Source organism: Roseateles sp. GW821-FHT02E12, from assembly GCF_059421665.1.
In genome coordinates this window covers 879,670-893,750 of record NZ_JBWKVK010000002.1, presented here as the reverse complement: position 1 = coordinate 893,750, position 14,081 = coordinate 879,670, and the positions used below count along the sequence as shown (strand labels likewise).

Sequence of the window (14,081 nt, the reverse complement as noted above, 5' to 3'; positions counted from 1 at the left end):
GCACCAGCCATGACCTGGTACTACTCGCAGATGGTCCAGTGGCATGTGCTGCTGGCCTGGTGCAGCGTGGCGCTGTTCTTCGTGCGTGGGCTGCTCTTCCAGTTCGGCACGCAGCAGCTGCAGAGTATCGCCAAGGACGCACGCCTGCTCGTGCTGGTGTTCGGCGTCAACGCCTGCCTCGTCGTCTCGGGCCTGAGCCTGTGGGGCTCCATCGGCTACAGCCTCACGCGCGACTGGTGGCTGGGCGCCAAGCTCGTTGCGTTGGTGGGTTACATGATCTGCGGCCACTGGGCCATGAGCCAGGCACGCCTGCACCTGCTGGGCTATCTGACGGCCCTTGCACTGCTGGCGCTGGCGATGGACCTTTCGATCAACCGCCAGCTTCTCCCCGGTTAGAATGCTCCTCGACGGGCCTCCCCGCATGGAAGCGCGCCCAACCGGGTCAGGTGGGGAACCAAGCAGCCCTAAGCGTTGCAACCAGTGCCGGGGTCAGGCTCGTCACCCCTCCCCCGCTTTATTGAACCGCGACGCTCTCCATGTCGACGGCTGACGTGCGCGCGCTCGCGGCGCAGTCTTTTCAGGTCGGCGACTGGACGGTGGATGCCGCCGGCAACCGGCTGCTGCGCGACGGCGAAACCCGGCCGCTGCGGTTCAAGGCCATGGCGCTGTTGCTGCTGCTGGCCGAGCGTGCGGGCCAGACGGTGCCACGCGAGGACATCGTCGCGCTGATCTGGGACGGCAACGAATACGTCGCACCCCAGGCCATCAACAACGCGATCTGGTCCATCCGCCAGGCGCTGGGCGACGACAGCGAATCGCCGCGCTACCTGGAAACCATTCCGAAGAAGGGCTATCGGCTCATCGCACCCGTGCGCGTGCTGGCGCCCGAGCCTGCTTCGCCGGAACCCGCACCCACGCCAGCGACGGCCCGGCATTGGCCGGTCATCGCGGCCGCGCTGCTGGCCGTCGTGCTGGCGGCCGGTGGGTTTTGGCTGCAACGCGGCAGTGCGCCGACCGCAAGCGAACCCGCCCGCTGGACCATCGCGCCACTGACCCAGTACGCCGGCCACGAGTTCGTCGGTGCGCTGTCGCCCGACGGTCGCCAGCTCGCCTTTGGCTGGTGGCAGGGCCAGGGCCAGGCGGACCTGTATCTGCGCACCGTGGCCGACCCTCAGGGCAAACCGCAGGCCATCGGCGGCGGCGTGGGCGACATCGTTGGCCTGTCCTGGGCACCGGACGGCAGCGCGCTGGTCTACGCTGCGCGGCCCACGCCCGAGCAATGCCAGCTCTGGATCTACGACCTGCGCAAGGGCCGGCGCGCGCTGGGTGCCTGCCACCCCCTCTTCACGCCCATCGTGGCCTGGTCGCCGCGCGGCGACCGCATCGCCTTCACCGGCGACCAGGGTGGCGAGGCCGGCCTGTTCCTGATCTCACCTGACGGTGGTGCGATTCAGCGCCTCACACAAAGCCCTCCCCAGGCCTTGCCCGATCACCAGCCCGCCTGGTCGCCCGACGGCCGGCGGCTGGCCTTCGCGCGCGGCGATGCGGTCGGCGGCACGCGTGACCTGTTCGAGCTGGACGTGGCCAGCGGCGCCATCACCCGGCTGAGCCGCGAGAAGCTGCACTATCTGCACGGCATCACCTACGCGGCCGACGGGCAGGACCTGATCTACGCCACCACCCAGCACGACGCCCGCATGCTGATGCGCTGGGACCGCCGCCACGCGCGCGCCGTGCCGCTGGGGCTGGAAGGCAGCGCGCCGGCCATGGGCCGCGACGGCCAGCTCGTCTACGCGCTGATGCGCAGCCATGTGAGCATCGGCGAGGTACTGCTGGACGGCAGCGATACCGCGCCGCGACGGCTCATCGGCTCCGTTGCGTCAGACCGCCAGCCCGACTTCAACGCCACGCAGCGGCTGCTGGCCTTCAGTTCGCGGCGCTCGGGCCTGCCGCAGATCTGGACAGCACGGCTGGACGGTGGCCAGGCCCAGGGCCTCACGCGACTGCCAGGCAGGGCCACCGCGCCGGCCTGGTCCGCCGATGGGCGCCGGCTGGCCTTCCTCGGGCACTGCGGTGAGCAGCAGCGCTCGGGCTTGTGCCTGCTGGACGACAACGGCGGCCCTGAGGGTGGCAAACCCCGCGCACTGGCCGCCGACGGCTTCCTCTACGGGCCGCCGGCCTGGGATGGCACGCAGATCTGGGTCACCAGCAACCGGGGAGGTGCCTGGCAAGTCTGGCGCTTCGCGGTGGACGGCAGCGGCGGCCAAGCCCTGGCCGGCGCACCGGCTCCTACCGAAGCGGGCCGCGTCGCCAGCGATGGTCGGCGCGTCTACTACCAGCCGGCCAGTTCGTCCCAGTTGCTCGCGCTGACGCCGGCCAGCGGTGCGGTCGAGCGCCTGGACGTGGCGGCCGAAGGCGCCAGCCTCGTCGACTGGGCCCTGCACCCCGACGGCCTGCTGGCGCTGACCCGCTCGGACGCCGAACGCTTCGAGCTGACACCCTGGCGTGGCGGCCAACGCCGCGTGCTGGCCCGGCATGCGCTGGGCAGCTTCCCGGAGATGGCCGCGTTCAGCCTGGGCGAAGGCGGCCGAAGCGTCTTTGTGGAGCTGGCCGACCTGGCCTACGCGGACCTGATGCTGGCTCACTGACGCTCTGCAAAGCGTTGATTTGAAAGCCGAATTTATTTTGGATTGCGGCTGGATGCCGATTGGAGCGCGAACGCTTGCACGGTACTGAGGCGGGATTTCCTAATGGCCTGACCAAGCCAACCCAGGAGAAAAGCCTTGCCCGCACGCAACCCGAACACCATGCTGCCCCTGCTCACGCTGTTGACCAGCCTGTCCGCCTGCGGGGGCGGCGGGGGTGATGCCCCGGCACCCTCGCCGGCCCCGGCCCCGGCCCCGGCCCCAGCTCCAGCGCCGGCTCCTGCACCAGCCCCCGCACCGGCCCCTGCGCCCGCGCCCGCGCCCGCACCTGCGCCCGCTCCCGCCCCGGCCGGCTGGACTGCACTGGCCGATCTGCCCGCCGGCGCCGCGAAATTCGGCGTGGCCGAGGCGAACGGCAAGCTGCTCGTCACTGGCGGCTACGACACCAGCCGCACGGTCTACATCTACGACGTCGCCGCCAACACCTGGGCGGCCGGCCCCAACCTGCCGCGCGGCACGGACAACGTCGCCGCGCTGGCGTCGGGCGGCAAGGTCTACGCGCTGGGCGGCGAGGCCAGCACCTCGCTGCAGGTCTACGACCCGGCCAGCAACAGCTGGACTCTCGGCCCGAACCTACCCAGCGGCCGCTTCGCCAGCGCCGCGGCGGCGCTGAACAACAAGCTCTATCTGCTGGGTGGCTGGAACCTCAGCAACGCCGCCAGCGCCTCGCTGGCCAGCCTCTCGGCCTTCGACACCGCTGGCAACGCCTGGGCGACCGATGCGCTGACGCCCATGCCCACCGCCCGCAACGCGGCAGCGGCTGGCGTCATCAGCGCGCAGATCCACGTCATCGGCGGCCGCTCACCCGGCATCCGCGCCAACGACCACCTGAGCCTGGCCACGCACGAGGTCTACAACCCGGTCACCAACAGCTGGCAGACGGCGGCCGCCATGCCCACCGCACGCGGCAGCATTGCGGCGGCGGTGTTGAACGGCAAGCTCTATGTCTTCGGCGGCGAAGCGACGACAGCCAGCGGCAGCACGGTCAGCAACGCGGTGGAGCGCTACGACCCGGCCACCAACAGCTGGCAGGTGCTGGACGCCATGCCCTACCGCGCCCACGGCCTGGGCGCCGTGACGGTGGGCAACGCGATCTACGTGATGGGCGGCTTCACGGCCGGCGCGGATGCAGTGGGCACCGAGTCGCGCGCGCTGTACCGCTTCCAGCCACCGAACTGAGAAAGCGAAATCGGCCGGCAACCCGCATGGATGCGGGTTCCGGCCGATCCAGGGAAGGGTTGCCACCTTCCCTGCTGACAAACAAACTCAGCCGCCTGGCGACTTCGGGATGTCGGTCGAGCGCACGGTCAGCGACTTGATCTGGCCGCCACCGGAGACGCTGCCGTCCACCTGGCCCTCGCGCACACGGCGCTCGCACAGCTCGCGGTCGCCCGCGGGCTGGACCTGGCAGCGCCTCAGCGCATTGCTGGCCCATTGCTCAGGGCCGTCATCGGGCGAGATCAGCCGGCCCTGGCGGGCCTGGGCGTAGGCCGCCCCGGCTTCGCGCAGGCAGACGTCGCGTGGCTGGCTGGTCTGGCCTGTCATGCAACTGGCGCGTTCGCGTTCGTACTGCATGCGCAGTTCATCGACGTTCTTGGCCTTGGGCGCCGCCTGGGCGATGCCACTCACGGCCATGAGGCCGGCGGCAATCCAGGCGGTGGCCAGACATCGGGGGGTGTACTGAATCGTCATCGCAATCTCCTTTGATGAGTGATGACAGGCGCGGGGATCAACCCCGTGCGCGGACCGGCTGGTTGTCGTTCGAGATGTAGACCTCGACACGGCGGTTCATTGCGCGGTCGGATGTGCTCGAGTTGCTGGCCACCGGATAGGCCTCGCCATAGCCGCGGGTCGCGACACGGGTCGGATCGACGCCACGGGCGCGCAGCGCGTCGGCCACCGCCTGCGAGCGGCGTTGCGACAGCGTCAGGTTGCTGGCATCGCTGCCGGTGCTGTCGGTGAAGCCTTCGATCAGCACGCGGCGGTCCGGGTGCTGGTTCAGGTAGTTGGCCAGCTTGCCGATGGCGTTCTGCGCGGCAGGCTTGATCTCGGCACGGCCGGTTTCGAACAGCACATCGCCCAGCGTGACCAGCATGCCGCGGTCCGTCTGTTGCGCTTGCAGCTCGGCCAGCTCGCGCTGCAATTCGGCGGCCTGGGCTTGGGCGACGGCGGCAGTGGTCTGCGCAGCGGCGGCCTGGGCACGCGCGCTGTTCGCGTCAGCGCTGGCCATGGCAGCCTGCGCGTTTGCGGTGGCGGCCTGGGTCTGGGCGCTGTCAGCCTGGGCGCGGGCACGGGCAGCGGCCACACCGTTCGCATCGGCGCGGGCGCGCTCACGCTCGGCCTCGCCGGCCTTGATCGCGTCTTCGTCGGAAGCGGCCTTGGCGATCGTCAGGGCCGTGCGGGCCTGCTGCATCGCGACGTAGGCGGCGGAGTCAATGTCGGCCGGCGACTCGCGCTTGGCGCTCAGCTCGTCGGCGCGGCGCAGCGAGTCGGAGGCCTTCTTCAGCTCCAGCGCGGCGTACTTGGACACGGCCGGGTCGCTCGAGGCGCGCGACACGCTGCTGCGGGCCTGCTCCAGTTGAGGTGTAACGGTGGGGCCGCTGGCACAGCCGGCGAACAGAGCCGCGGCGGCGAGCGTGGTCAGGGTGGTGGCGAATTTGTTCATGGCAATGCTTCCTTGTGGTCGGGTCACTCGGATCACGAGCGGTTCAGCTGCACCTGCAGCTGGCGAATGCTTTCGTTCAGTTCGCCCAAGGCGCGGTCTGAGCGGGCGGAGCGGGCCTTGGCCTGGGCCAGTGCTGCGTCGGCAGCGGCCTGGTCGGCGAGCTGGCGGGCTGCGACGTAGTCCTTGGCGGCCATGGCCGCGTTGGCGCGGCCCAGCTTGTCGCGCGCCGAGGCCAGTTCGGCCGGGGCGTCTGCCGCGTTGCTGGAGGCCTGGTCGACCGCCGAGTTGGCGACCGCCAGTTGCTCCTTGGGCGGAGGTGGCGATGCGCACGCGGCCAGGGCCAGGGCGGCCGCGATGGCGAGCATCGTTCTGCCGTGCGTCGAAGGGAATTTCATACGAGCTCCTGCTGGTTGGACCAACCCGGCGGCCGCAGAAAAACGTTGGATGCGCCGGGGCCAGGGTTTCCTGGCGGTGCATCACCAGTATTCGCGGCGGCGTGCCTTCGGCCAGTCAGCCGGCAGCGCCGCTGCGTGTCGGAGACGCCTTACCGCGCTGTAGGGCTAGGCGCCGGAGGCCTGCCTGAAGGCCATCACGGCCTGGTTGCGCAGTGTGCGCAGCAAGGAGAGCTCCTTGTCGCCCAGCTGCACGGCACCGGCCACGGCGTGGTCGGCGTAGATCAGCCCCAGCGGCGCGCCCTTGAGCATGAGGGGCAGCAGCAGAAAGCTCTGCGACTGCAACTCGCCTCGGAACCAGCTCGGCAGCCGCGTGGCGATGTTGGCCGCGCGGGCATCCTGGATCAGCGTGTCGGCGCCCTTCAGGCAAACGGCGGCGAGCAGGTCCGGCGGCTGGGCCGTCAGGTCCACGCGCAGCAGCGGCGCGAGGCGCTCGACGTCGGCGCCAACGCCCAGCCGCCCCGTCAGGGCTTGCCCGCGCGCGTCGCGCAGGCAGAAGATGACGCGGCGAAAACCCAACGCGCGGTAGACGGTCTCCAGGATCATGCGCAACACGGCGTTGAGCTGGAAGTTCTCGACCATCGCGTCGGTGATGTCCTGCACGCCGGCAGCCAGCAACTGGGTGGCCTGCTCGGCGGGCGATGTCTTGCCCTTGTCCTGGGTGCGCTCCAGCACCTGCGTGGGCGCAAGCTCATGCGCGGTCAGCGAGTCCTGCACCGAGGGCGTCAACGGCGCCAGCAGGCGCTGCGCACGCGAATCCTTGGGAAGATGCAGCTCCAACGCCTCCGTCATCTGCGCGAGGTGCTGGCGGGCTGTATCGGCGGCCTGCTCGAAGGCCTCGGCGCTCAGGCCGAGGGCCCGCGAGTGGCGCTGCGCCATGGCGCGCAGCTTGGCGTGGGCCTGCTCGGGCGGCGTGTTCAGGATGAGGTCGGCCATGTCGTTGCTGGCGCGGGCCAGCCAGCGCTGGCGCTCGATGCCGTCGTCCAGCAGGCGCGCCGGCGGTTCGCCCGCGGGGCGGCGCATGGCGCGCTGCAGGCTGTCGGGCAGGCCCCATTGCCGGGCCACGCCCAGGCCCAGGGCCTCGTAGCTCATGCCCAGCACTTGGGCCGATGCGGCCCCCTCGCTCAGCGCCGGCTGGCCATCGTCGGTCGGGCTGACGAGGCGGCGCACGGCTTCTGCCTCCTCGGGGAAATAGAACTCGGTCAGCGAACGCCCGAGGTGGTGGAACATCGCACCGAGGAAGGCCTCCTCGGCCTCGCGCGGGTTGGGGCAGAGCTCGCGCGCCAGGGACGCCGCCATCAGCGAGCGCAGGTAGTCCTCGCGCAGCCGCTTGGCATGGCCCTTGTTCTCCATGCGCTCCAGCAGCACGAGGCTCAACGCGAGATTGCGGATGCCGGCAAAGCCGATCAGCGCAACCGCGCGCGACACGGTGCTGATGCCGCCACCGCCCGCATGCCGGTACTGGGCCGTGTTGACGAGGCGCAGCAGCTTCTGCGTGAGGGCCACGTCCTTCAGGATCTCGTTGGAGAGGCTGGCCAGGCTCTCGTTCTCGGACTGCGTCAGGCGCTGGATGCGGCCGATGGCTTCGGACAGCGCCGGGAAGTCGCTCTTGTGGCGCATGCGGCGCAGCAGGAAGTCCAGCACCGGCGCGTCCTGGGCCTCGGCATCGGGCTCGGCCACGGGCCGCAGCCAGGCGGCCAGCGCGTCGCGCAGCAGGGCCGCGCTGGGCCAGCGCGCCGACGGCTCGCGGGCCAGGCCGCGCTGCACGATGGCGCGCAGCGCGTCGTCCACGCTGGCGTCCAGGCCCGAGGGCAGGATGAGGTCGGTGGTCTGCACGCGCTGGATGGCGCGCCAGGGGTCGGGGTCCTGGTTGAGGCGTTGGCCACTGAGCATCTCGGCCAGCATGACGGCCGCCGCGAACACGTCCATCTGCGGATGCGCCGGCGCACCGCGCGCAGCCTCGGGCGAGATGTAGCCCGGCGTGCCAACGATGCGCGACGGGTGATTGGCGTCTGGCGATACCCGCGCCGCGATGCCGAAGTCCATGACGCGCGAGCGCCCACGGCCGTCGAGCAGGATGTTGCTGGGCTTCAGGTCCCGGTGCACGAGGCCGGCGGCGTGGGCGGCGGTGAGGCCGTCCAGGATGCTCAGCATGATCGTGACGGCCTCGGCCGCCGAGGGCCGCGGCCCGGCCCGCAGGCGCTGGCTCAGCGTGCCACCGGACACGTACTCGAAGACGAGGTAGGAATGCCCGCCCTGGGTGTCGGCCTCGAAGACCGGCACGATGTTGGGATGGGTCAGGCGGCTGACGGCGCGGGCCTCGTGCAGCCACTCGTCGACGCTGCCGGGTTCAGCCGCGGGCTTGAGCAGCTTGACGGCCACCTCGCGGTCCAGCAGCGGGTCGTGGGCCAGCCAGACCGTCGCCTGCGCGCCCTCGCCCAGGCGCTGCAGCAGGCGGAAGCGGCCGAGCTGGGGAGGCAGGTCGTCGGCCATGGCGTGAGGTTCAGGAGCCGCCGCGGGCGGACAGGCGGTCGCGCAGCGAAGACGACGACGACGACGACGACGACGACGACGACGACGACGCAGCCTGAGCGTCCTCGCTAGGCTTGGGTGCGGTGGCCGCAGGTTTGTGCGTGCCGGGGTTGAGCGCTTCCATGACCTCGCGCAGCCCGACGCCCAGCACCTTGGCATAGCGACGCGTTGCGACCTCCAGGCCTGGGCGGCGGCGCGCCTCGGGCAGGCCGAGCGCGTCGATCAGCTCGTTGGCAAAGCTGCAGGTCAGGCGGATGGTGTCGGTGTCGCTGCGCAGCGCCTGCACGGCAGCGTCCAGCGGCTGGCGGCGGATCATCTGCAGCAGCTCGTCCCCCAGGCCCCAGTGGCGGGCCACGGCGATGCCCAGCGCGTCCAGGTCGCAGCCCAGCACGGCGTAGGCCGCGGCCTGCTCGCTCATGGCGGGCGGGTTGGGCTGTTCCTCGGTGGGCTCCGGCGGCACCATGAGCTGGCGGATCTGCTGGGCGTCATCCGGAAAGTGGTACTGCAGCAGCAGGCGGCCGAGGTTCTGCATGATGGTGATGAGGTGCACCACCTCGCCGTCATAGCCTGCCGGGCGCAGGGCCTGCGCGACCTGGGCGGCCTTGGAGACGCGGGTCATCAGCTGGCGCAGCATCTCGGCGGCCACCGGCGCCAGCGGCCCCGGCCAGGGCTTGAGCGAATTGGCCGCGAGCTGCAAGCCGTCCAGCCCGAGCATCTGGATGGCGCGCTGCATGTTCAGCACGGTCTCGCCCTGGTGGCCGCTCTGCTTCAGCGCGTTGTTGACGCGGCGCACCAGCTCCAGGCTCAGCGCCATGTCCTTCAACACGAACTCGGACAGCGCACTGGCATGCTGGGACTCCAGGCCCGAGCCGCCCGTGAAGCGATGCAGGCCGGTCGTCGTCGTCGGCAGGTGGCCGATGCGCTGCAGCTTGTCCATCAGCAGCGCGACGGGCCCGCCGCTGTCGTAGGCAGCGGCCTGGCGCCAGCCGTCCAGCGCGCGCCAGAAGCTGCGCGCCAGGTGGTAGCGCTGGCGCAGCTGGCGGTCCGTTGCGCGGTTGCAGATGGCGCGCAGCGGGTCGGGGATGGGGTGCGGTGCCTCCCAGCCCAGCCGAACCATTTCACGGCCGAGGGGCTGCATCTGCTGCACCACGTGCTGCAGGTCGTTCTCCTCCAGCACGGGCTTGCCGCTGAGGATGCGGTTGAGCAGCAGGCCGACGCAGAGCACGTCTTCCTCGGCCGACTCGCGCACCGCACGGCGGGTCACGGCGTTGAAGTCGACCGTGGCGGGGAAGACCTCCTGCGCCACTTCGAGGCCGATGAGGCGCACCTTGTCGCTCGCGTCGATGACGAGGCTGGTCATCTGAATGTCGCGGTGGGCATGGCCGGCCTCGTGCGCAAAGGCCAGGCCTTCCAGGAGCTGGGCCACCCAGCCGGCGGCGTCGATGGGCAGCGGCGCGTTCTGGCGCGCCAGGCGCTCGTCCAAGGTCTCCCCGAGGGCGCGGTCGTAGCCCACATAAGGCCAACCCTCAACCTGGCCGATCTCGAACACCGGTGCGAGGTTGGGATGCTGCACGCGCTCGCCGCCTTGCGCCATGCGCAGCCAGTGCTCCAGCGCTGCAGCGCTGTTGGGCTTGTCGCGCGGCATGCACAGCATGAGCTCCTGGCCGTGGCGGGCGTCGAAGACGCGCCAGATCAGGCTGCGGGCGCTCTTGGACAGCAGCGCGCGCAGCTCGAAACGGCCGAAGCTGCGCAAAGGGCTGGCGGAAGGTGCGGGAGAGTTTTCGGGCACGGCGGGAAATGTGTCTGAACGTCACATTGGACGCCAGCTCGGTACAGGCCAAGGGCGAATCAGGCGCGGAATTGCACGAGAAATCACGCCGTCATTGTGCGATCTGATCCCACACCTTCTGAAGCCGCTTCACGCTCACCGGCTGCGGCGTGCGCAGCTCCTGGGCAAACAGGCTCACTCTCAACTCCTCCAGCTGCCAGCGGAAGTCGTCCACGCGCCCATCGCGCACGCCCTTCAGCTCGGCGATACGGCGCTGCCAGCGCTGCTCCAGGGGCTTGAGCTCGGCCATCAGCTTGGCGTCGCGCAGCGGGTCGGCACGCAGCTTGTCCAGGCGCGCCGTGATGGCCTTGAGGTAGCGCGGCAGATGCTGCAGCTGAGCCCAGGGCGTGTCCAGCGCAAAGCGCTTGGGCACCAGGCGCTGCAGCTGGGCCGTGATGTCATCGCCGACGTCCTTGGGCGGGCGCGAATCCTTGAGCTTGCGCGTTGCGTTGGCCAGCTCCTGCAGCACGGCGTGGGCGGCGCGGGCCACCTCTTGCGCGATCAGGTTGAGCCGGCTGCGGCCCTCCTCGATGCGCTTTTTGAAGCTCATCGGGTCGGTGGGCAGCGGGTCGCCCAGAAAAGCGCGGTCCAGCGCGACACCGATCACCTGGTCGCGCAAGTCCTCGGCCGTGCCCAGGCCCATGAACAGCACCGACATGCGTTGCAGGTCGGGGATGTTCTTCTCGAGAAAACGCAGCGGCTCCTTGAGCTGCAAGGCGATCAGGCGGCGCAGCCCGGCGCGGTGCTTGGCGGCGGCGACCTCGGGCTCGTCGAAGACCTCGATCTCCACGTGGGCGCCCTTGTCGATGAGCGCCGGGAAGCCGATCAGCGTCTGGCCGCTCTTGCGCACTTCCAGCAGCTCGGGCAGTTCGCCGAAGGTCCAGTCCGTGTAGGCCTGGCTGGCGTCGCGCGCCGGCGCGGCGGGCTTGACGATCTCGGCGCGGATACCGCGCTCGGGTTGCGCTTGCTGGGGTTTTGGCGGTGCTTCAGCCGCCGGCAGCTTCAGCGCCGCCAGCGCCTGGAAGGCCGACCGCGCCTGCCCACCCAGCTCCGCCTTCAGCGCAGCGAGCTGGCGGCCCTGGCCGAGCTGGCGGCCGTGCTCGTCCACCACGCGGAAGTTCATGAACAGGTGCGGCGCCAGCTGCTCCAGTTTGAAGTCGTTGCGCTGCACGGCGATCTGGCTGCGGTCCTTCACGGCCCGGAGCAGCGTGTCCACCAAACCACCCTGGCAGAAGGGCTGCAGCTCGATGAATTCGGCGACGAAGTCCGGCAGCGGCGTGAGCCGCGCCCGCGGCTTCTGGTGCAGGCTCTTCAGCAGGGCCGTCACCTTCTGCGCGAGCATGCCGGGCACGAGCCACTCGGCGCGCTCCTCGCTGACCTGGTTGAGCGCAAAGATGGGCACGGTCACGGTCAGACCGTCACGTGCGTCGCCGGGCTGGTGCAGATAGGTGGCCGCGCAGTCCACGCCGCCAAGGCGGATGACCTTGGGGAAGGCCTCGCTGGTGACGCCCGCGGCCTCGTGGCGCATCAGCTCGTCCTGGCTGAGCTGCAGGAGCTTGTCGTTGCTCTTGCTGGCCTCGCGCCACCACTTCAGCAGCGTGGCGCCGGAGAACACGTTCGCCGGCAGCTTGTCGTCGTAGAAGGCGTAGATCAGCTCGTCGTCGACCAGCACGTCCTGCCGGCGCGACTTGTGCTCCAACGCCTCGACCTTGGCGATCTGGCGACGGTTGTGGCCGAGGAAGGGCAGTTGCCGCACGAGGTCGTCCGGCAGGTCGTCATTGACCAGGCCCTCACGGATGAAGATCTCGCGCGCGGCCTTGGGGTCCACGCGGCCGAAGTTCACGCGCTTGTTGCTGTACAGCACGATGCCGTACAGCGTGGCGCGCTCCAGCGCCACCACCTCGGCGGCCTTCTTTTCCCAGTGCGGCTCCAGCAGTTGGGTCTTGATCAGGTGGCCGGCGATGGGCGGCAGCCACTGCGGCTCGATGTTGGCGATGCCGCGGCCGTACAGGCGCGAGGTGTCGACCAGCTCGGCGGCCACGATCCAGCGGCCCGGCTTCTTGGAGAGATGCGCGCCGGGGTGGCGGTAGAACTTGATGCCGCGCGCACCGAGGTACCAGTCCTCGTCATCACTCTTCTGCCCGATGTTGCCGAGCAGCCCGGCCAGCATGGACAGGTGCAGTTGCTCGTAGGTGGCCGGGCTCTGGTTCAGCCGCCAGCCATGCTCTGTGACGACCGTGAGCAGCTGCGAATGCACGTCACGCCATTCACGCACACGGCGAATGCTGATGAAGTTCTCGCGCAGCAGCTGCTCGTAGCGGCGGTTGCTGAGCTTGTGCTCGGTGCCGCCGCCCTTGCTCTCTTCCAGCCACTTCCACAGCTTCAGATAGCCACTGAACTCGCTCTTCTCGTCGTCGAACTTCTTGTGCTTCTCGTCGGCGGCTTGGGCCGCTTCCATGGGCCGGTCGCGCACGTCCTGGCCGGTGAGGGCCGAGGCAATGACCAGCACCTCCGTCAGCGCCTCGCGCGTCTTGGCCTCCAGGATCATGCGGCCCACGCGCGGGTCCAGCGGCAGGCGCGACAGTTCCTTGCCCAGCGGCGTCAGCTCGTTGTCGTCATCGGTCGCGCCGAGTTCCGCCAGCAGCTGGTAGCCGTCGGCAATCGCCTTGGGGCGAGGTGCCTCCAGGAAGGGGAAGCGCTCGACCTCGCCCAGGTGCAGGGCCTTCATGCGCAGGATGACGCCGGCCAGGCTCGACCGCAGGATTTCCGGGTCGGTGAACTTCGGCCGCTCGTTGAATTCCTTCTCGCTGTACAGGCGGATGCAGATGCCGTTGGACACCCGGCCGCAGCGGCCCGCGCGCTGGTTGCTGGCCGCCTGGCTGATCGGCTCGATGAGCAGTTGCTCGACCTTGTTGCGATAGCTGTAGCGCTTGACCCGCGCCAGGCCGGGATCGATGACGTAACGGATGCCCGGCACCGTGAGGGAGGTCTCGGCCACGTTGGTGGCTAGCACGATGCGGCGCTGGCCGTGCGGCTCGAACACCTTGTCCTGCTCGGCTGGCGACAGCCGAGCGAACAGCGGCAGCACGTCCACGCCGGGCGGGTGGTGCTTGCGCAGGGCCTCGGCCGCTTCGCGGATCTCGCGCTCACCTGGCAGGAAGACCAGTACGTCGCCCCCGCCCTCGCGCCACAACTCGTCCACCGCGTCGGTGATCGCGTTGTTCAGGTCGTACTCGCGGCTTTCCTCGTAGGGCCGGTAGCGCTGCTCGACCGGGTAGAGGCGCCCCGACACCGTCAGCACCGGCGCCGGCCCCTTGGCCGACTCGAAATGCTTCGCAAACCGGTCCGCGTCGATGGTGGCCGACGTGACGACGATCTTCAGGTCTGGCCGGCGCGGCAGCAGCTCGCGCAGATAGCCCAGCAGGAAGTCGATGTTGAGGCTGCGCTCGTGAGCCTCGTCGATGATGATGGTGTCGTAGGCCTTCAGCAGCGGATCGCTCTGGGTCTCGGCCAGCAGGATGCCGTCCGTCATCAGCTTGACCGAGGCCGTCTTCGTGAGGCGGTCCTGGAAGCGGACCTTGTAGCCGACGACATCGCCCAGCGGCGTCTTCAGCTCCTCGGCAATGCGCTTGGCCACGCTGCTGGCGGCAATACGCCGCGGCTGGGTGTGGCCGATCAGGCCGCCGCCGTTTAGACGCCCACGGCCCATCGCCAGCGCGATCTTGGGCAGCTGCGTTGTCTTGCCGGAGCCGGTCTCGCCGCAGACGATGACGACCTGGTGCTCGGCCATCGCCTGCGCGATTTCGTCGCGCCGCGCGCTGACCGGCAGGCTTTCGGGAAAGGAAATGGAAAGAGCCGGTTGAGGCAACCGGCTCTCGGACGATTCAGGATTCATTGCG

The 14,081-nt window shown here is 69.9% G+C and carries 9 protein-coding genes and 1 other RNA gene; 4 read left to right on the top strand and 6 right to left on the bottom strand.

All coding sequences use genetic code 11. From position 1 onward, the window contains the following. The first annotated feature begins 9 nt into the window (after positions 1-9). The 4 genes from AC07V5_RS14855 (at position 10) to AC07V5_RS14840 (ending at position 3,884) form a co-directional block, all read left to right on the top strand. The gene (locus AC07V5_RS14855) at positions 10-396 is read left to right on the top strand and encodes a SirB2 family protein (protein WP_495116444.1); all 387 of its coding nucleotides are present in this window, start codon (positions 10-12) and stop codon (positions 394-396) included. A 10-nt stretch (positions 397-406) separates the two neighbouring features. Continuing rightward, positions 407-503: signal recognition particle sRNA small type (ffs, locus tag AC07V5_RS14850), an RNA gene on the top strand. A 33-nt stretch (positions 504-536) separates the two neighbouring features. Further along, a complete protein-coding gene (locus AC07V5_RS14845; protein WP_495116443.1) occupies positions 537-2,648 on the top strand; it encodes a winged helix-turn-helix domain-containing protein in 2,112 nt (703 codons plus the stop codon). 135 nt (positions 2,649-2,783) lie between these two features. Continuing rightward, positions 2,784-3,884, top strand: a complete 1,101-nt coding sequence (locus tag AC07V5_RS14840; RefSeq protein ID WP_495116442.1) for a Kelch repeat-containing protein — start codon at positions 2,784-2,786, stop codon at positions 3,882-3,884. An 87-nt stretch (positions 3,885-3,971) separates the two neighbouring features. On the opposite strand, the gene AC07V5_RS14835 is transcribed toward AC07V5_RS14840, so the two are convergent. The 6 genes from AC07V5_RS14835 to hrpA all read right to left on the bottom strand — a co-directional run bounded on the left by AC07V5_RS14835 (position 3,972) and on the right by hrpA (position 14,077). Then, positions 3,972-4,397 (bottom strand): hypothetical protein, encoded by a 426-nt coding sequence (locus tag AC07V5_RS14835; protein ID WP_495116441.1) that lies wholly within the window; start codon positions 4,395-4,397, stop codon positions 3,972-3,974. A 37-nt stretch (positions 4,398-4,434) separates the two neighbouring features. Next, a complete protein-coding gene (locus tag AC07V5_RS14830; protein WP_495116440.1) occupies positions 4,435-5,370 on the bottom strand; it encodes an OmpA family protein in 936 nt (311 codons plus the stop codon). A 32-nt stretch (positions 5,371-5,402) separates the two neighbouring features. Further along, complete coding sequence (locus tag AC07V5_RS14825; RefSeq protein ID WP_495116439.1) at positions 5,403-5,765, bottom strand: DUF4398 domain-containing protein; 363 nt, start codon at positions 5,763-5,765, stop codon at positions 5,403-5,405. Positions 5,766-5,930: 165 nt separating this feature from the next. After that, positions 5,931-8,315 (bottom strand): protein kinase domain-containing protein, encoded by a 2,385-nt coding sequence (locus tag AC07V5_RS14820; protein ID WP_495116438.1) that lies wholly within the window; start codon positions 8,313-8,315, stop codon positions 5,931-5,933. Between the two features lie 10 nt (positions 8,316-8,325). Beyond that, positions 8,326-10,143, bottom strand: a complete 1,818-nt coding sequence (locus AC07V5_RS14815) for an HDOD domain-containing protein (RefSeq protein ID WP_495116437.1) — start codon at positions 10,141-10,143, stop codon at positions 8,326-8,328. Between the two features lie 91 nt (positions 10,144-10,234). Beyond that, the gene (gene hrpA, locus AC07V5_RS14810; RefSeq protein WP_495116436.1) at positions 10,235-14,077 is read right to left on the bottom strand and encodes an ATP-dependent RNA helicase HrpA; all 3,843 of its coding nucleotides are present in this window, start codon (positions 14,075-14,077) and stop codon (positions 10,235-10,237) included. Between the last annotated feature and the right edge of the window lie 4 nt (positions 14,078-14,081).